This window comes from Hydrogenophaga sp. 2FB, assembly GCF_005503365.1.
GTDB lineage: Bacteria > Pseudomonadota > Gammaproteobacteria > Burkholderiales > Burkholderiaceae_C > Hydrogenophaga.
Map to the genome: position 1 here is coordinate 1 of NZ_SCML01000005.1, position 18,349 is coordinate 18,349.

Annotated in this window: 16 protein-coding genes; 5 read left to right on the forward strand and 11 right to left on the reverse strand. The window is 62.4% G+C overall.

Annotation, left to right across the window (positions count from 1 at the left end; translation table 11 throughout):
* The first annotated feature begins 48 nt into the window (after window positions 1-48).
* Window positions 49-1,329 (forward strand): YihY family inner membrane protein, encoded by a 1,281-nt coding sequence (locus tag FFS09_RS04185; RefSeq protein ID WP_137917606.1) that lies wholly within the window; start codon window positions 49-51, stop codon window positions 1,327-1,329.
* A gap of 16 nt (window positions 1,330-1,345) precedes the next feature.
* Here FFS09_RS04185 and FFS09_RS04190 read toward each other — a convergent pair whose 3' ends face one another.
* Genes FFS09_RS04190 through FFS09_RS04200 form a run of 3 tightly spaced genes read right to left on the reverse strand, consistent with a single transcriptional unit; the run spans window position 1,346 to window position 4,768 of the window.
* Window positions 1,346-2,623 carry a cytochrome P450 gene (locus tag FFS09_RS04190; protein ID WP_252374228.1) on the reverse strand — a complete coding sequence of 426 codons (1,278 nt, stop codon included), beginning with the start codon at window positions 2,621-2,623 and terminating at the stop codon, window positions 1,346-1,348.
* 13 nt (window positions 2,624-2,636) lie between these two features.
* Window positions 2,637-3,455 carry an alpha/beta fold hydrolase gene (locus FFS09_RS04195; RefSeq protein WP_137917607.1) on the reverse strand — a complete coding sequence of 273 codons (819 nt, stop codon included), beginning with the start codon at window positions 3,453-3,455 and terminating at the stop codon, window positions 2,637-2,639.
* A 2-nt stretch (window positions 3,456-3,457) separates the two neighbouring features.
* A complete protein-coding gene (locus tag FFS09_RS04200) occupies window positions 3,458-4,768 on the reverse strand; it encodes an O-acetylhomoserine aminocarboxypropyltransferase (protein WP_137917608.1) in 1,311 nt (436 codons plus the stop codon).
* Between the two features lie 153 nt (window positions 4,769-4,921).
* On the opposite strand from FFS09_RS04200, the gene FFS09_RS04205 reads away from it, so the two are divergent.
* Complete coding sequence (locus tag FFS09_RS04205; RefSeq protein WP_137917609.1) at window positions 4,922-5,389, forward strand: CBS domain-containing protein; 468 nt, start codon at window positions 4,922-4,924, stop codon at window positions 5,387-5,389.
* 180 nt (window positions 5,390-5,569) lie between these two features.
* On the opposite strand, the gene FFS09_RS04210 is transcribed toward FFS09_RS04205, so the two are convergent.
* From FFS09_RS04210 to FFS09_RS04245, 8 genes are all read right to left on the reverse strand, one after another.
* Window positions 5,570-6,187: an alpha/beta fold hydrolase gene (locus FFS09_RS04210; protein WP_212745049.1), complete on the reverse strand. Its 618-nt coding sequence runs from the start codon at window positions 6,185-6,187 to the stop codon at window positions 5,570-5,572.
* Between the two features lie 99 nt (window positions 6,188-6,286).
* Window positions 6,287-7,273: a tripartite tricarboxylate transporter substrate binding protein gene (locus FFS09_RS04215; RefSeq protein ID WP_171019866.1), complete on the reverse strand. Its 987-nt coding sequence runs from the start codon at window positions 7,271-7,273 to the stop codon at window positions 6,287-6,289.
* Window positions 7,274-7,284: 11 nt separating this feature from the next.
* A complete protein-coding gene (locus FFS09_RS04220; protein ID WP_137917612.1) occupies window positions 7,285-8,073 on the reverse strand; it encodes an ABC transporter substrate-binding protein in 789 nt (262 codons plus the stop codon).
* A 2-nt stretch (window positions 8,074-8,075) separates the two neighbouring features.
* Window positions 8,076-9,587 (reverse strand): tripartite tricarboxylate transporter permease, encoded by a 1,512-nt coding sequence (locus tag FFS09_RS04225; RefSeq protein WP_137917613.1) that lies wholly within the window; start codon window positions 9,585-9,587, stop codon window positions 8,076-8,078.
* 15 nt (window positions 9,588-9,602) lie between these two features.
* Complete coding sequence (locus FFS09_RS04230) at window positions 9,603-10,112, reverse strand: tripartite tricarboxylate transporter TctB family protein (protein ID WP_137917614.1); 510 nt, start codon at window positions 10,110-10,112, stop codon at window positions 9,603-9,605.
* 1 nt (window position 10,113) lies between these two features.
* Complete coding sequence (locus FFS09_RS04235; RefSeq protein WP_137917615.1) at window positions 10,114-11,079, reverse strand: tripartite tricarboxylate transporter substrate-binding protein; 966 nt, start codon at window positions 11,077-11,079, stop codon at window positions 10,114-10,116.
* Between the two features lie 118 nt (window positions 11,080-11,197).
* A complete protein-coding gene (locus FFS09_RS04240; protein WP_137917616.1) occupies window positions 11,198-12,106 on the reverse strand; it encodes a GntR family transcriptional regulator in 909 nt (302 codons plus the stop codon).
* A 31-nt stretch (window positions 12,107-12,137) separates the two neighbouring features.
* Window positions 12,138-13,121: a Bug family tripartite tricarboxylate transporter substrate binding protein gene (locus FFS09_RS04245; RefSeq protein ID WP_137917617.1), complete on the reverse strand. Its 984-nt coding sequence runs from the start codon at window positions 13,119-13,121 to the stop codon at window positions 12,138-12,140.
* 108 nt (window positions 13,122-13,229) lie between these two features.
* On the opposite strand from FFS09_RS04245, the gene FFS09_RS04250 reads away from it, so the two are divergent.
* From FFS09_RS04250 to acnA, 3 genes are read left to right on the forward strand one after another with little or no spacing between them, the layout of a single operon-like run.
* Window positions 13,230-14,273 carry a lactonase family protein gene (locus tag FFS09_RS04250; RefSeq protein WP_137917618.1) on the forward strand — a complete coding sequence of 348 codons (1,044 nt, stop codon included), beginning with the start codon at window positions 13,230-13,232 and terminating at the stop codon, window positions 14,271-14,273.
* Entirely contained in the window at window positions 14,270-15,454 is a 1,185-nt protein-coding gene (gene prpF, locus FFS09_RS04255) for a 2-methylaconitate cis-trans isomerase PrpF (RefSeq protein ID WP_137917619.1), read from the forward strand. The genes FFS09_RS04250 and prpF overlap by 4 nt, the downstream gene beginning before the upstream one ends.
* Before the next feature lie 37 nt (window positions 15,455-15,491).
* Window positions 15,492-18,155: an aconitate hydratase AcnA gene (gene acnA / locus FFS09_RS04260; RefSeq protein WP_137917620.1), complete on the forward strand. Its 2,664-nt coding sequence runs from the start codon at window positions 15,492-15,494 to the stop codon at window positions 18,153-18,155.
* Window positions 18,156-18,349 lie beyond the last annotated feature (194 nt).

Genomic DNA, 18,349 nt, shown 5'->3' on the forward strand with positions numbered 1-18,349 from the left:
GGAGGTGGGCATGGCAGGGGGTGAAAAGCAGGGTGGCATGATACCGGGATGACCCTGAAAGAGCGCCTTCGGACCCTTGAAACCCTGGCACGCGAATTGTGGCGCGATGCCTTGAAATTTCCGTGGCGCAACACCGCGCTCACGCTGCGCGAGCGTTTCCGCGAAGACCGCCTGGGCATCACCGCCAGCAGCCTGACCTTCACCACCACGATTTCGCTGGTGCCGTTGTTCACGGTGGCGCTGGCGATCTTCAGCGCCTTTCCGATGTTCGACCGTCTGCAGATCACGCTGCAGCGCTGGCTGGTGCAAAGCCTGGTGCCGCCGGACATCGCCAAGCAGGTGTTCAGTTACCTCAACCAGTTCGCCAACAAGGCCGGGCAGATGGGCTGGCTCGGTGCGCTGTTTCTGCTGGTGACGGCGCTGGCGCTGATTCTCACCATTGACCGCAAGCTCAACGACATCTGGCGCGTGCGCCAGGCGCGTCCACTCACCCAGCGCGTGCTGGTGTACTGGGCCGTGCTTACCCTGGGGCCGCTGCTGCTGGCGGGCAGCCTCACCGTCACGTCCTACCTTGTGACGGCGTCGCGCGGGGTCGTGTCCGCCCTGCCGGGCGGCGTGCGCTTCCTGCTGGAAGCGGTGCAGTTCTCGCTGCTCACCGGCGGGATTGCCGCGCTGTACCGCTATGTGCCCAACACGCGGGTGCGCTGGAGCCATGCGCTGATCGGCGCGCTGTTCGTGGGCGCCGGACTGGAGCTGGCGAAGAAGGTGCTGGCCTGGTACCTCGCGCAGGTGCCGACCTACTCGGTGGTCTACGGCACCTTCGCCACCGTGCCCATTCTGCTGGTGTGGTTCTACGTGGCCTGGGTGATCCTGCTGCTGGGCGCGGTGGTGGCGGCCTACCTGCCCAGTTTGATGTCGGGCGTGGCGCGGCGGGGCGACACACCGGGCTGGAGCTTTCAGCTCGCGCTGGAGTTGCTCTACCAGTTGCAGGCCGCGCGCGACAGTGCACCCAAGGGACTGAGCCTGGAAGCGCTGGCCCAGATACTGCGGGTCGATGCGCTGCAACTCGAGGAGCCGGTGGCCGTGATGGTCAAGCTGGATTGGCTGGGGCGGCTGGACGAAGACGGTGAGCGCTACGTGCTGCTGATCGATCTGGAGAAGACGCCGGTGGCGCCGCTGGTCGAGCGCTTGCTGCTCGCGCACCAGCCGCACACCGCGCGCTTCTGGGCCGAGAGCCGCTGGATGGACGTGTCGGTGGCACAGGCCGTGGCGAGCACGCCGGCCGCGCAGCCGACGGGGGCGCAAGACCCCTTGATCGCCGCGGGCTGAACGCCTGCGATGCCGATCACGCCACGCTGAAGGGCGCGCGCAGGAAGCCGCGGAAGCGGGCGCGGCCGCCGCGCATGGGTGCTTCGGTGAGCTGGTAGTTGGGAAAGCGTCTCAGGAAGCGCCCGATGGCGATGCGCCCTTCCAGCCGCGCCAGGCTCAGGCCCGCGCACTGGTGAATGCCGAAGCCGAACGCCAGGTGCTTGTTGCCCTCGCGCGCGAGGTTCAGGTGTTCGGGGTCGGTGAACTGCGCCGGGTCGCGGTTGGCCGCGCCAATGCACAGCGTGACCAGCGTGCCGGCCGGCAGATCGACGCCGCCCACCTGCGTGTCTTGAACGGTGCGCCGGTTGCCCAACTGGTTCGACGACTCGAAGCGCAGGAACTCGTCGACCGCGCGGCTGAGCACCGCTTCTTCTTCCGCGGCATCGGTTGTTTGCAGCGCGCGCAGCAATTGCGCGCGGGCATCGGGAAATTCCTGCAGCAGGATCAGCCCGTTGCCGATCAGGTTGGTGGTGGTTTCGTGGCCGGCATTGAGCAGGAAGATGCAGTTCTGCAGCAGCTCCACTTCGCTCAGTTGTTCGCCATTCGCCTCGCCCTGGATCAGGCGCGTGAGCACGTCGTGCTCGGGGTCGCCGGGGCGCTGCCGGCGCGCGGCCACCAGGGTGCGCAGGTAGGCGGTCATCTCGCTCACGGCCTGGTTGCCGTTGGCCTGCTGCTGTGGCGTGAGCGTGGGTTCCAGCGCGCCCAGGATGGCGAGCGACCAGGCGCGCAGCGGGCCGCGGTCGGCGTGCGGAACGTCAAGCAGGTTGCCGATGATTTCCACCGGAATGGCCGAGGCGAAGTCTTCGATGAGGTCACCGCCGCCGCGCGCGTCCATCTCGTCGAGCAGGCCGTCGACCAGCGCGATGAGGCCCGGCTCCATCCCGGCGATGGCGCGGCGCGTGAGCGCGCCCATGATGAGCCGGCGCACGCGCGTGTGCAGCGGCGGGTCGTTGAACACCAGGCTGGTGGTGTGGTGCTCGAACAGCGCCGAGCCCGCGCCGTACTTGGGCGCGAACTCCACGTGCTTGTCCGAGCTGAAGGCGTGCGCGTCGCGGTACACCGCCACCAGGTCGGCGCAACGCGTGAGAAACACCGAGCCATCGGGCATGCGCCGCACCGGCTGGGCTTCGCGCAGCGCGGCGTACACCGGGTAGGGGTTGGTCAGGAAGTCGGCGGGCAGGGCGCGCAGGTCGAAGTGGTGGGCGATGGCCTGCGCGCGCTCGGCGCTCATGGGTGGGGTGATCGCGTCGCGCATGGTGGCGGGGACCTCAGCCGGCCAGGAAGTCGCGGATCGCGAACAGCGTGGCGTCGGGGGTTTCGGTCATCTGGTGGTGCCCCACCAGCAGCGTGACCGTGCTCACCGCCTTGCCGTTGGCCTGTGCTACCTTGATGAGGGGCTGCGCGGCCTTGGTCTGCGTCATCTGGTCCAGGCCGCCGAGCAGGAACAGCACCGGGCAGGTGATGGCCGCAATCGCCGCTTCACCACCCGCATAGCTGTCGCAAGCCACGAAGCCGCGGTGGAACACGTTGACCTTCGCATTGCTGCGCAACACGCGCCGGCCCAGCGCCAGGCTGCTGCCGAACACCCAGGTGCCCGGCCCGAGCGCCGAGGGTGGCGCGGCCAGCGTGCTGCGCGAGAACACGTTGATCATCTGCAGGCCTTTTTCGGGGTCGTTGAGCGCGGCCTCGATCAGCGCCGGCGAGACTTTCATGGGGTAGGCCGTGCCCACCAGCACCAGGTGGCTCACCCGATCCTTGAGGCGTGCCGCCGCTTCGAGCGCGATCAGCGAACCCCAGCTGTGGCCGACCAGCGCGGCCTTCTGCACGCCCATGGCATCGAGCAGCGCCGCGACGAAATCGGCCGCGGCTTCCACCGAGGCGGGCGCCTCGCCTTCGCTCTTGCAATGGCCGGGCAGGTCGACCGCGAGCACGTTCCAGCCGTGGTGGGCGAGGTAGCGGCTTTGCAGAATCCACACGCTGTGGTCGTGGAGCACGCCGTGGACGAAGACCACGGTGGGCTTGGCGGCGTCGAAGGGTTTGCCGCCGGTGTAGCAGTAGGTGTTGGCGCCGTTGACTTGCAGGTACATGGTCAGGCCCCCGCCTTTTCTGCGGCCTTCAGAGCGCGCTTGAGATCGTCGATCAGGTCGTCCGGGTCTTCCAGCCCGATCGAGAGGCGGATCGTGCCCGGGCCGATGCCGCCGGCGGCCAGCGCCTCGTCGCTCATGCGGAAGTGCGTGGTGCTCGCGGGGTGGATCACCAGCGAGCGGCAGTCGCCCACGTTGGCCAGGTGGCTGAAGATCTTGAGCGCTTCGATGAAGGCCTTGCCCTGCGCGCGGCTGCCCTTGATGTCGAAGCTGAACACCGAGCCCGCGCCCTTGGCGCCAAAGCGCAGCAGCTTCTCGGCCAGGGCGTGGCTGGGGTGCGTGTCCAGCATCGGGTGGCCGACGCGGCCCACGAGCGGGTGGCTGGCCAGGAACTGCACCACCTTCTCGGTGTTGCCCATGTGGCGGTCCATGCGCAGCGACAGCGTTTCGATGCCTTGCAGGATCAGCCAGGCGCTGTGCGGGCTCATGCAGGCGCCGAAGTCGCGCAGGCCTTCGCGGCGCGCGCGCAGCAGGAAGGCGCCCACGGTGCTCTCCTCGCTGAACACCATGTTGTGAAAACCTTCGTAGGCCTCGGTGAGCTCGGGGAATTTGCCGGATTTTTCCCAGTCGAAACTGCCCGCGTCCACCACCACCCCGCCGATCACGGTGCCGTGGCCGCTCAGGAACTTGGTGGCCGAGTGGTAGACGATGTCCGCGCCGAGCTCAAACGGCTTGATGAGGTAGGGCGTGGTCAGCGTGGAGTCGACCAGCAGGGGCGCGCCCGCCTCGTGCGCGATCTGCGAGACGGTGGGGATGTCGAGCACGTCCAGCCCCGGGTTGCCCACGGTCTCGCCGAAGAACAGCTTGGTGTTGGGCCGCACGGCGGCGCGCCAGCCGTCGATGTCGCCCGGCTTCACGAAGGTGGTTTCGATGCCGAAGCGGCGCATCGTGTAGTGCAGCAGGTTCTGGCTGCCGCCGTAGAGCGCGGTGCTGGCGACGATGTGCGAGCCCGCGCCCATGAGCGTGGCCACGGCCAGGTGCAGCGCGGCCTGGCCGCTGGCCGTGGCGATGGCGCCAATGCCGCCTTCGAGCGCGGCCATGCGCTGCTCGAACACCGCGTTGGTCGGGTTGCTGATGCGGCTGTAGACGTGGCCCGCGCGCTCCAGGTTGAACAGCGCCGCTGCGTGGTCGCTGGATTCGAAGACGAACGAGGTGGTCAGGTGGATCGGCACCGCGCGCGCGCCGGTGGTGGGGTCGGGCGCGGCGCCCGCGTGCAGGGCCAGGGTGTCGAAGCCGGGGTCGGAATAGCCGGGCATGGGGGGTGTCTCCAGTCGAATTGGCGCTGCGGGAAGGCAGCCCTCATGGGGATGTGACAAGCTGCCACAGCGCGGGATTTTTCCGTGATTGTGGGCTATATTGCACGAACACCAGCCCACGCTGGAGACACACAGACCCCGAGGAGAACGGCCATGAAAGTCAGCGACATCATGCGTGTGAAGGGCGGCACCCTTTACACCATCCAACCGCAGGAATCCCTGGAGCGCGCGATCGAAACCATGTCGCAGTTCGACATCGGCTCGCTGGCCGTGATGGACCACGGCGAACTGGTCGGCATGCTCACCTTCCGCGAAGTCATCCACACCCTGGCGCAGAACGGCGGCTCGCTCGGCGGCAAAAGCGTGCGCAGCGTGATGGACGACCACCCCATGACCTGCACCCCCGAGACCGAGCTGGAGCAGGTGCGCCCCATGATGCTGGAGCGCCACACGCGCTACATGCCGGTGATGGACAACAAGATGCTCATGGGCGTGATCAGCTTCTACGACGTGGCCAAGGCCGTGGTCGACAGCCAGAACTTCGAGAACAAGATGCTCAAGGCCTACATCCGCGACTGGCCGGAAGAGGAAACCGGCAAGAGCGAGCCGAATTTCCCCTGAGTGCTCAGTCCTCCAAACAAAACGCCCCGCGAACCACTTGTACCCTAAACATACATAGTGTTTGAGTGCGCGGCCGTAGATGGCTGTCGGTATTGAACTTTTCGCGCCGACGCATTGCGATGTGAGTACATCGTAGTGCATCGTAATTTTCAAGCGCCGACGGCAACGTCGGCGCTTTTTTCATGTGAGATTGGGTGCCACGTGTAGCCAACTGCGCAAAGCGCTCGACACGGCCACTGGTTGTTCTACAGGGGAGAGATGGCCGCAGTCTTCGATGATCTGAAGCTGCGCTGCAGGAACAAGTTTGGCCATTTCCTCATGCATCCACACAGGGTTCGCTAAATCCTGGCGGCCACACATAACAAGGGTCGGGCACGAGATGGTCGCAAGCGAAGCACGAGAATCGATGCGTCCTAGCAAGGCTTGGAGCTGTCGGTGACGCCCCTCGAGGCCAGTCTCCATAGCCATGTCGATGACGAGCTGGCGAAGATGCGGAATTGCGGCGTGGGCGGGCAGCATCCAACGGCCCGGCAGCAGGTCAACCAGCGCCGAGAACCCTTCGTTCTTCACCATGACGTCGTCATCGACACGCGTTTTCAACCGCTCCGGTGAGTCCACATCTGCACGGGTGTCAATCAGCGCTAGGCGCTCGACCCGATCGGGCGCTTGACGCATGATCTCCATTGCCACGTGCCCCCCCATAGAAAGCGCCGCCAGCGAAAACCGCTCAGGCGCCCGCCTGAGCACCGACTGCGCCAACTCCGCCATTGAAACCCCGTCGGTCAACGAGAGGGGCATGCAGTCGACGACATCGGTGAGCGCCGCGCACTGCATCGCCCAAAGGGTTGGTGTGCATAGGTGCCCACCAAGCATCACGAGGTAAGGGCGTGGCATTATTTAGTCGACCTTTGCACCAGAGTCGCGGACGACCTTGCCCCACACCGCGGTGTCGCGCTGAAGCAATTCTGTTGACTCCACGGGGGTCCGGAAGACCGCTTCGGCTCCGGCCTCCTCCAATGACTTGCGCATCTCGTCGGAAGTGGCGGCCTTTCGCAGGGCGGTGGAAATCCGGTCTACGACCGGCTTGGGCGTTTTTGCAGGGGCGTACAGGCCCATCCAGTAGACCACCTCGTAGCCCTTTACCGTGGCCCCGATAGGAGGGACGCTTGGCAAAACGGGCACGGGAACTGCGGTTGTTACACCGAGCGCCTTGACTCGGCCGGCCTTAATCATTGGCATCGCCTCCAAGTTCGACGCCCAGAACAAATGGATTCGCCCACCAACAAGGTCCGTGATCGCAGCCTGGCTACCCTTGTATGGCACATGCTGAATATTGGTCCCGGCCATGGATGTAAAAAGAACACCTGCGAGGTGATTCACGGCGCCGTTTCCTGAGGAGCCGAACGACAAGGTATCAGGCTTCGCTTTCGCCAGAGCCACCAGCTGCGCGACATTGTCCGCAGGCAAACTTGGATTGGCGAGCAATGTGTAGCCCGTTGTCGCGAATGCGCCTAGCGGCACAAGGTCGCGCTCCGGGTCATAGGAAAGCTTGGGATAGAGGGTGCGGTTGATGGCCAAACTAGATGTGCCCATGAGCAGGGTGTAGCCATCGGCAGGACTCTGGACTACGGCCTCGGTTCCGATGTTCGTGCCCGCACCAGGCTTGTTTTCCACCACTATGGGCTGCCCCAAGTCGGAAGCCAGCCGCGCTGCTAGACGGCGGGTTACCACATCGGTAAATCCACCCGGTGGAAACGGCGCAATGATTCGGAGGGGCTTTGTGGGCCAAGAAGGTGCCTGCGCGTAGCTAACGCTCGAAACGACTCCGCATACGATGCCAGCCGTCATAACAGCCCATCGACGTGAGTTGCTGATCTTCTGCATGATTGTCTCCTTCATTTTTGGGGGTTGAAATCAGTTCTTTCGAAGCCTCCTGGCTCCGTCGCAGGTGCGACGGACGCGCCTTCGATACCGTGGCGCGTGAGAGCTTCAGCCACGAAGCCAGAGGCTTTCATCTCTTCCACAAAGACCGCGAGATACGTCGCCGCATCGGTGCTGCGGCCCTTGGGACAGCCCATGGCCTGCTGGATCAGCATGAAGCGGCCAGGCAGGATCCGGTGGCCTGGGAAACGGTTCAGGTCCGCTTCCAGTTGCTGTTTCACGCCTGCCGCCACATCGGCCTGCGTTTCCACGAACACATCCACTACTTGGGGCGAGGTTCGTGCACGCTCGATGGTGGCGGCCTTGAGTTCGCGCGTGAGGTACAGGTCGTAGGCGCTGCCTTTACCAACCACCACGCGGGTGCCCGCGCGGTCCACGCCCTCCTTCTCCAGCAGCGGCGAATCGTTGCGCACCAAGTAGCTGCCTTCGATCAGCACATAAGGTGCGGTGAATGCGATGCCTTTGCCGCGCACCGGGTCCACCGCGAAGAAACCGAAGTCAGCCTGCTCGGCCGTCACCACATCGACCGAATCGCCAGCCGTGTCAAACACCACCAAGTCCAGCGGCATGCCCAAGCGCTGCGCCAGTGCGCGCGCCAGATCCACCGAGACGCCGCCCACTTCGCCGGTGGCCGCGTTGCGGTTCGCGAGGATGGGATTGCCCAGGTTGATGGAGGCGCGCATGCGCCCCTGCGGTGCAAGCTCGGCACCGATCGAGGAAGGGGTTTGGATGTAAGACCCCATCTTCAATCGTCCTCCGAGAGTCGCACACCCCGACGGTGGAGCAGGTGCGGGATCATCAATACCAGCGCGGTAACCGCCAGGATGACCGCACAGATGGGCTGCTGGAAGAAAACCAACCAGTTGCCCTCACTGATCGAGAGCGCGTTGCGCAACTGTCTCTCGGCCATGGGGCCGAGCAGCATACCGATGATGACGGGAGCAATCGGGAAATCGAGTCGCCGCATCGCCACACCGCCCCACCCGATGCCCAGCATCAACACCAAGTCGAAGGCAGATTGACGCATGCCGTACACCCCGATCGTGGCGAAGACAAGAATGCCTGCGCTCAAGTACGGCTTCGGGATGGACAATAGCTTCACCCAGACGCCCACCAGCGGCAGGTTCAACACCAGCAGGATCACGTTACCCAGGTAAAGGGAGGCCACCAAAGCCCACACCAGATCGCCTGATGTCTGGAACAGCAGAGGACCGGGCTGCAGGTTGTAGTTCTGGAACGCAGCAAGCAGGACAGCGGCCGTGGCCGAGGTCGGTATGCCCAGCGTGAGCAGCGGCACCAACGAGCCGGTCGCACTAGCGTTGTTGGCAGCCTCAGGGCCGGCCACGCCCTCAATGGCGCCACGTCCCTTGTTTGCCGCGAACTCCTGCGGGAACTTCGTCAATCGTTTCTCGGTTGAGTAGGATAGAAACGTGGGGATCTCAGCACCACCAGCTGGAATCGAACCGAATGGAAAACCGATCGCCGTTCCACGAAGCCACGCAGGCACTGATCGCTTCCAATCCGAGCGGGTCATCCATAACGAAGTGAGGCGATGGCGCTCGCCGTCTTCCGCTTGCGGATAGAGAACACTGTAGAGAGCTTCACTGACGGCAAACAGTGCCACTGCGACCAGGACCACCTCGATGCCATCGAGCAATTCGGGAACTTCGCCGGTGAAGCGCGCCACACCGGAGATTGAGTCAAGTCCAATGAGTCCAATTCCCAAGCCCAAGCCCAGGGAGGTCAGACCTCGCACCATAGACGCCCCAAGGACAGCCGAGACTGTCGTGAATGCGAACACCATGATGGTGAAGTACTCAGCTGGACCGAACTTCAGAGCGAGATTGGCAATGATGGGGGCAAAGAAAGTCAGCAGCACCGTGGCGATCGTCCCCGCCACGAAGGAGCCGACTGCCGCCGTGGACAGAGCGGCTCCCGCCCGACCATTGCGAGCCATCAGATTGCCTTCCAGAGCAGTGACCATGGAAGACGATTCGCCCGGCGTATTGAGCAGGATCGAGGTCGTGGAGCCACCGAACTGAGCGCCGTAGTAAATACCGGCAAACATGATCAACGCGCCTGTGGGCTCTACCTTGGCCGTGATGGGTAGCAACACCGCCACAGTCAAGGCAGGACCGATCCCCGGCAACACGCCAATCGCCGTGCCCAGCAGGCAGCCAACGAAACCCCACATCAAGTTGGTAGGGACGAGGGCTGTACCAAAACCAGCCATTAGGCTGGAAAATATTTCAGACATGACGGCGCTCCGCGTTCAGATCCATGCGTTGACAAGAGACGGTAGGGTCACGCCCAGACCGGAGGTGAACACCCAGTACACAGGCAGTGCGAGTGCCGCACCGATACCGAGATCGCGCACAGGATGTCGACTGCCGAAGCCGCGTGCCGCCATCCCGAACAGCAGCGCGGCGGACAAGACGAAGCCCACAAATGTGATGAGTACGGACATGGCCATCAGTCCCGCCGAAACCCATGCCGCGCCCATCCGTCCTGAATGAGTTGTCGGATTCCCCGCTGCAAGACGGTGAAATCCCCCGGTCATGGCCTGGTAGCCGAGTACCGCGCCAACCAGGATCAGGAACACCGCTACGGCATAGGGAATCACTTGGGGACCCAAGATCGAATAGCCCCTCTCGACAGGAAAACGCGAGGCACCCCAAGCCAGGACACAACCAATCGCGATAACAAAGACCGCGGTGGCAATGTGGGACGGTCTCAGCCGACGAGCCGCCCCTTGTGAAGAGGGACTGGTAGTGGCGTTCATATCAGAGCAAACCGACTTTGACCAACATCGCACGCAAGCGGGCGTGCTCGTCGTCTACGAATTTGGTGAACTCGTCACCCACCATGAGGCTGGGGGTCCAGGCGTTTGCCTTCATCTGCTCTTGCCAGTACGGCGTTTTGGTGGCGGCCGCGACTGCATCCGTCAACTCCTTGCGCTGCTGCGGCGTGATGCTGGCAGCGCCATATACACCGCGCCAGTTGCCAATCAACATGTCCAGGCCCTGTTCCTTCAGTGTTGGCGCGTTCATGCCTGTCAGGCGTGTGGGCGAACCGACAGCGAGCACGCGAAATTGACCAGCCTCGATGTACTTGGACAACTCTGCATAGCCGCCTGTAGTCGCCGTGATGTGGCCTCCCAGGGTCGCGGCGACCACCTCGCCTCCACCACCGAAAGCGATGTAGTTCACCTTGTCAACGGGCACACCGACCTTGCTGGCAATCTCGGCGATGCCGATGTGATCCACCGAACCTTTGGAGCCACCACCCCACTTCACTGAGGACGGGTTGGCCTTGAAGTCGTTGATCAGCTCCTGCAAGTTCTTGTGCGGTGAATCCTTGCGCACCGCGATCACGTTGTACTCAGTGAACAGGCGAGCAATCGGGGTGACATTGGCCAAGGTGATCTGGGGCTTGTTCTGCACCACGCCACCGACCATGACGGCGCCCATGACCATCAGCGCGTTGACCTCACCTTTGCTTGCGTTGGCAAACTGCGCAAGGCCCAGTGTGCCGCCTGCGCCGTTCTTGTTCTCATAACTTGCACCACTGGCGAGCTTGCCCTCGATGAGCGCTTTGCCCAGGGTTCGAGCGGTCTGGTCATAGCCGCCGCCCGTTGATCCAGGCACCATGAACTTGACGTTGTCGAGTGCAAAGGCAGGTGCGGCGAAGGCGGTGATCGCCAGCACGAGAGCTGCGCGTCGAGTGGTCTTGCTGATAAATGAAAGCATGAGATGTCTCCGTGGTGCGTGAGGGTGTGCGAAACGGTGAAATGATTTATGTGATCACAAAAGTCAATAGTGGTCGCGGCAAAAGCAGAGCGGACGTCGGCCGATCAATTACATGGGGTTAGAGAACGCCTTTGCCATGAACCTTGGCGCGACGGGCGCCGTCCAGATGGCTGCGCAACAGGTAGGCGGCTTGTGCGTGGTCCAGCTTGGCGATGGCGTTGAGGATTTCCAGGTGCTCCTGAGCCTGGGTCTGACGGGGCGCTCGCTTGGACGCTTGCTGGTATTCGATCAGGCGCCGCAATTGGTTGACACGCTTCACGGACTGCACGATGAATCGGTTGCCAGACCAGCCGGCCAGGGTTTCATGAAAGCGGCTGTTGGCCTCAAACAGTTCGATAGGGGTCATGGACCGAAACCCCCCCTCCACAATGTGCTGCTGCTCGCGCTGCAACTGTTCGAGTTCGGAGCGAATCACATTGAATGAGGGGCTGAGAATCCCGCTCGGCTCGAGCGCCTGACGGAAAAAGTAGCTTTCCTCGTAGGCCTCGGGAGACTCCATCATGTTCTGGAATGCCCAGCCATGTCCCACACATTGCTCTATCCAGCCTTCTTCGCTGATGCGGGAGAGCACCTTGCGCAGGGTGCTGCGCGCGACATTGAAGCGGCGCATCAACTCGGCCTCGCTGACTTCGTCGGGAAGACGGCCAGCTTGACGTTCCTCTGCAATAGCCAGATACAACGGATCGTCGGGCTGCGAGGAGAAGTTTGCGGCGACGGGCGCCCAGTCTTTCGCGTCCTTCACGATGAAGAATCCGCGGTTCACATCCTGTTGCACAAGACCTAACCGGGACAGATGGCGCAAGGCCGCCTGAACGGGTGAGCGGGAGGTACCGATCTGGTCCGCCAGCTGAACTTCTGGCAGATGCTCACCGGCTCGTCGGCCCTCACGGCGGACCAGAGCGACGATCTCGCGCGCCACGCGGCTCTGCAGGGAGGTGAGTTCGGAAGCCGAAGAAGCGATTGACATCAGCATAGTGTAGGGACCGAGCTTGGTGGCCTCAATCTGCCTTGATGTTGAATTGCTTGATCAATTTTTCCCAGCGCGCGTTTTCCTGGCTCATCAACTGCGAGAAGGCTTGAGGCGTAGAGCCGATGGGCTGCGTCATTCCACCCAGCAGGCGCTCTGACACTTGAGGCGTTTTCAGCGCGGCCAGCGCGGCTGAGTTGATGCGATTGACGATGTCGGCTGAAGTGCCCTTGGGAACGACGAAGCCGAACCAGGAAGAGAACTCGTAGCCGGGAACGCCACTTTCAGCAACCGTCGGCACGTCTGGGAGAGCCATTGCGCGCCTGGCACCAGTGACCGCCAACGCGCGCAGCTTGCCGGACTGGATCAGAGGCATTGCAGCCAATGGGAAGGCCACCACAGACTGGATGTCTCCTGCCATTGCGCCCACGAGGGCAGGACCCCCTCCCCGGTAGGGGATATGAGCAATATCGATTTTCGCCATCGCGGCCAGCAGTTCACCAGCGAGGTGATTGGCGCTGCCATTGCCGGCGGTTCCGTAGTTGAACTTGCCGGGATTCTTGCGTGCCAGCTCCAAGAACTCTTTGAGGTTCTTGGCAGGCACGCTCGGGTTGCAGCAGATCACCAGGTCGATGGAGGCCAGATGTGACACGGGCTCGAACTGCTCAAGCGAATAGCCCGTGGACGGATACAGGTGCGGATTGAAGGCCATGGTGCCCTGGTTGACAAAGGTCACGGTATAGCCGTCCGACGCTGCCTTAGCTCCGATGGCTGTACCGATATTGCCCGCTGCTCCGCTGCGGTTGTCGATCACCAGTGGCTGACCCAAGACTTCCTGCATCTTGGGCTGCAGGGTGCGGCAAAAGGCATCGGCATCGCCACCGGCTGGCTGCGGAACGATCAGGGTGATCGGGCGACTGGGGTATTTGTCCTGCGAGAAGGCCAGGCCCGGCAGAAAGGTCGTGGTGGCCAGGCCAATGGCCTGGAGAGCAGAGCGACGAGAGAAGTCGGACATGGTTTGAGCGTCGGCTGGATGTTGACGAATTGTCTAACGTGATCATAAAATACATTCCAGTTCATCGACAAGTCCGTTTATCCATCTGATTTCTAGGTAGTTACCCGAATGCTTGCAACCCCATCCTGGCTGGCTTACGTCGGCTGCAGAACCACCCGAGAGCGCCATGCGCAGGGACGCGGACTGGGTGTCTATCGGGTAGACAGCACTGGGACCTGGAGATTGATTCAACAGGTAGAAGACTTGCGAAACCCATCCTTCCTGTGTCTGCATCCCCACCAGCCAAGGCTGTACGCGATTCATGGCGATTTCAGCGAGGTCAGCTCTTTCGCCATTGCTGCGAATGGCCACCTGGAGATGCTCGGCGAGCAGACCACCCACGGGTCCAACCCGACTCATCTGGCATTGACCGCTTCAGCGCGGTGGCTGTTGATCGCCAACTACGCTTCGGGCAATGTCGCTTCAATCGCCGTCTCAGCCCTCGGTGATCTCGGTGCCGGCGCCCATGTGCTGGCGCTACCCGGTTCAAGCGGGCCCCATGCGCAGCAGGACGGATCGCACCCGCATCAGATCTGCTTTACCCCGGACGGTCGGTATGCGATGGTCCCTGACAAGGGACTGGACAAAGTCTTCGCACTGGCCTCGGACGACGTAGGTGGCCGCCTGGACATCGCGAATTCACTAACGATGACGCCTGGCAGCGGACCACGCCACATGGTGTTTCATCCAACACTTTCCCTCGCGTACATCGTTGGTGAACTTGACCGCACCGTGACCACGGTCCAGTACGACAAAACCAACGGTCATCTGCACACAACTGCAGTGCGATCAACGGTGCCAACGGGCCATGCGCATGGCTCAGCCGCTGGCATCGTGCTTTCACCTGATGGCCATCGTCTATTCGTCTCCAACCGAGGCCACGACAGCGTTGCGATGTTTGACGTCGGAACCGACGGTGTCTTGGGTAGCACTGTGTGGCTACCTGCGGGGAAGACACCCCGTTTCATCACTGTGACCCCCCAAGACGGCCACTTGCTGGTCGCGCGGGAGGATGGTCACTCCATCGCGGCGCACCAAAGCGCCGACACCTTCAATGAACTCGTTCAAACCGGCAGCCCAGTCTGCATCGTCTTCCAGAAAGAGAAACCATGATCCAGAAACAAATCAGCATCCGAGCCACCCATATGCGTGGGGGCACCAGTAAAGGCGTCTTCCTCGAACCGAACGACTTGCCCGCTGAAGCCCGCGAGAACCCAACGCTGCGCGATGCCGTTCTGCTGCGCGTGGTGGGTAGCCCGGACCCCTATGGCAAGCACATCGACGGCATGGGCGGCGCCACCTCCAGCACCAGCAAGGTGGTCCTGATCAGCCGCAGCACCCGAAAGGATTGCGACGTGGACTACCTGTTTGGCGCTGTGGCGATAGAAAGCCCGGTGGTTGACTGGAGTGGCAACTGCGGCAACCTCACTTCGGCCGTGGGGCCCTTTGCCATCCAGCGCGGCCTTGTCCAAGCTCCCCGCGACGGCGTCGCAACCGTCCGCATCTGGCAAGCAAACATTGGCAAAAAGATCGTTGCTCACGTTCCCATGATTGACGGGGAGGTGCAGGAGTGTGGTGACTTCGAACTCGATGGCGTGACGTTCCCGTCCGCAGAGATCAAGCTGGAGTTCATGGATCCCGGCGCCGACGAGGACAGCGAGGGCGGCGCCATGTTCCCCACCGGCCGAATGATCGACACACTGGACATTCCCGGCATCGGAAAGGTCGAAGCAACCCTGATCAACGCAGGCAATCCCACCGTCTTCGTGGATGCTGCGACCTTGGGATTCAATGGTGCCGAACTGCAACCCGAGATCAATGGAGATCTCGCGGCGTTGGCCCGCTGCGAGACGATTCGAGCCCATGCCACCGTCGCGATGGGCCTGGCCGCTACTCCGCAGGAGGCCACTGAAAAGCGCCCTCACACGCCAAAGTTGGCGTTCGTCTCCTCGCCAGCCGATTACATCTCGTCCAGTGGAAAGGCCGTAGCAGCGGCGGATATCGACCTGAACGCCCGCATCTTCTCGATGGGAATGCTGCACCACGCCATGACGGGCACCGGCGCCGTGGCAATTGCTGTGGCCGCCGCCATACGAGGAACAGTGGTGTCGCGTGTGTTGGCCGAAGGTAGCTTGGAAGAAGTTCGCTTCGGGCACCCCTCGGGCAAGCTCACCGTGGGCGCAGCCGCATCCGAAAACCAAGGTGTATGGACTGTTGGAAAAGCCACCATGAGCCGAAGCGCTCGCCGCCTGATGGATGGCCAAGTGTTTGTTCCTGCCGACTACGCCCGCTGATTGCAAACCTTTCGTCAAACATCATCCGAGACGCTCCATGAAATACGTTCCTCAGATCGCACAACTGGCTTTGCCAAATCGAACAGTGCACTACGTCTCGATCGCCAACGTGCCCGGTGTCGAGCAATTGCCGTTTTCGCTTCGAATCATGCTGGAGAACCTGCTGCGCCAGGCCAGTCGAGGGTCCGACACCACTCCCGAAATCGACGTGCTCATGGAGCGCCAGATTGGTCGCGGCCTGAGCTTTTATCCGGTGCGGGTGTATGGCCAGGACATTCTCGCGCAGGTGATGCTGGTCGATATGGCCAGCATCCGTGACGCCGTGGCCGACGCGGGTGGCGACCCCTCCAAGGTTAGTCCGAAAGTGCCGGTGGATGTCATCATTGATCACTCGCTACAAGTGGATCGGTGGGCCAGCCCGGATGCAAGCCGTGTGAACCTGGAACGCGAATATCAACGCAACGGCGAGCGATTTTCTTTCCTGCGCTGGTGCAGCAGCAGTTTCGACGGTGTGCGCGTCGTGCCACCAGGCAAAGGCATCATGCACCAGATCCACTTGGAGTACATCGGCAAGGTGGTATGGACCGAGGAACGCAATGGTGTTGAGTTCGCCATCCCCGACACCTGTGTAGGAACCGACAGCCACACCCCCATGATCAACGGTCTGGGTGTGCTGGGTTGGGGTGTGGGCGGTATCGAAGCAGAGGCGGTGATGGTGGGCAAGCCGGTGGCAATGGCCCTGCCGGAAGTGGTTGGGTTTGAGGTCAAGGGTCGGTTGCGTGAGGGCGTTCTGCCCACCGATCTGGTTCTGGCCATTACCGCTCAGATGCGCAAGCTGGGCGTGGTCGGCAAGTTCATCGAATTCTTTGGCCCGGGCCTGGAGGCGCTATCACTGGGCGACCGCGGCATGATCGCCAACATGGCGCCCGAATACGGCGCTACGGCGGTGTATTTCCCAATCGACCAGACCACGATCGAATACCTGAAGCTGACCGGACGAGAAGACGAGCAGGTGCAACTGGTTGAAGCCTACGCGCGCGCCCAGAAACTCTGGCGCGATGCATCCACCTCGGCGCCCCAGTTTGACGCTGTGGTGACTTTAGACTTGGACACCATTCGCCCTTGCTTGGCCGGCCCACGCAATCCCGAAGACCACCTGGACCTTGAGACCGTAGCTACGGCCTTTCTGCAGCACCACCAGGACATCGCCGGGCGTCCCGTAGACCCTCAGCGTCGCGTACCGGTCAAAGGAGAAGCGTTCACGTTGCACGACGGTGCAGTCACCATTGCCGCCATCACCAGTTGCACGAATACCGCCAACCCCGTGAACATGATGGCTGCGGGCCTGGTCGCCAAGAAGGCTGTGGCGTTGGGCCTGAAGACCCAGCCATGGGTGAAAACTTCGTTGGTACCGGGCAGCCACGTGACCGCCGCTGCGCTGGAACAGGCAGGTCTGCAGGCTGCACTGGACGCTCTGGGTTTCCATATCGCTGGCTTCGGCTGCTCCACCTGCAATGGCGGCTCGGGCCCACTGCCAGAGAACATCGTCGACGCCATCGAGAGCGAGAAGCTCGTGGTCACCGCAGTGCTGTCGGGCAACCGCAACTTCGAAGGTCGCATCCACCCGAACGTTCGCGCGGCTTACCTGGGTTCGCCAGCGCTGGTTGTGGCCTATGCACTGGCAGGATCACTAACCATCGACGTGACCCGCGAACCTCTCGGCACCGGCAGCAACGGCCAGCCTGTTTACCTGCGCGATGTCTGGCCAACCTCACATGAGGTCGCCGCCGCCGTCTCGGGGGCCTATGAGCCGGAAATCTTCCGAGCCAAATACGCCGATCTTTTCGATGGCGGCAAACCATGGGACGACCTGGCCGGCGAGAGCAGCCAGCGCTTCCAGTGGCAATCGTCAAGCACCTACATTCGCCGCCCTCCGTATTTCGAGGGCTTGTCGCTCACGCCTCCCCCAATACAAGACATCCAGGGTATGCGCCCCCTGGTGATCCTGGGTGACTCGGTTACCACCGACCACATCTCGCCGTCGGGTGCGATCAGCCTAGGCACACCCGCAGCGGATTTCCTGTTGTCCAAGGGCGTACAAAAGCCCGACTTCAACAACTACACGACTCGCCGCGGCAACCATGATGTAGCGATCCGTGCCACGTTCGCCAACATACGCTTGCGCAATCGCATGACCCCTGGCGTTGAGGGTGGCGTAACCAAACTCTTGCCCGAAGGCACGCAAATGCGCGTGTTCGAGGCGGCGGAAGAATACCTGCGCCGCGGCGTTCCATTGGCGGTGATCGCCGGCAGCAACTATGGCAGTGGCTCCTCGCGCGATTGGGCCGCCAAGGGTGTAGCGCTGTTGGGTGTAAAGGTGGTGATCGCCGAGAGTTTTGAGCGCATCCACCGTACCAATCTGGTGGGGATGGGCGTGCTGCCACTGCAGTTCCTGCCGGGACAGAATGCAAAGACCCTGCGTCTGGATGGCACGGAAGTCATCGACATTCACGCGCTGGAGCAGAGCGTTGGCGTGGGCTCACAGGTTTATGCGCAGATCCGTCGCGAACAGGGTGAGATCCTGACGGTACCTTTGACTGTGCGCCTGGATACTCAAGAGGATGTCGAGTACTGGCGTCACGGTGGCATCATGCCCCGCGTTTGGCGCGACTACGTAAAGGGTGAGGCCCTCATTGCCTGAACACCGAACCTGGCTGGTGCAGTAGTGGGCACTGTTTGAGTAGAAAAGCAATTTCCTGCTGCTTGATGCTTTTAAGGCTTTGAGGTCTAAAGCCCGAGATCGGCTGAAGAACATGGCGCGGCCTCGCTCGACGCTAGAGGCTCTCTCTGCACCGATCAATCGCATGGACTCTGCGCACCCCTTTTCACCAATCC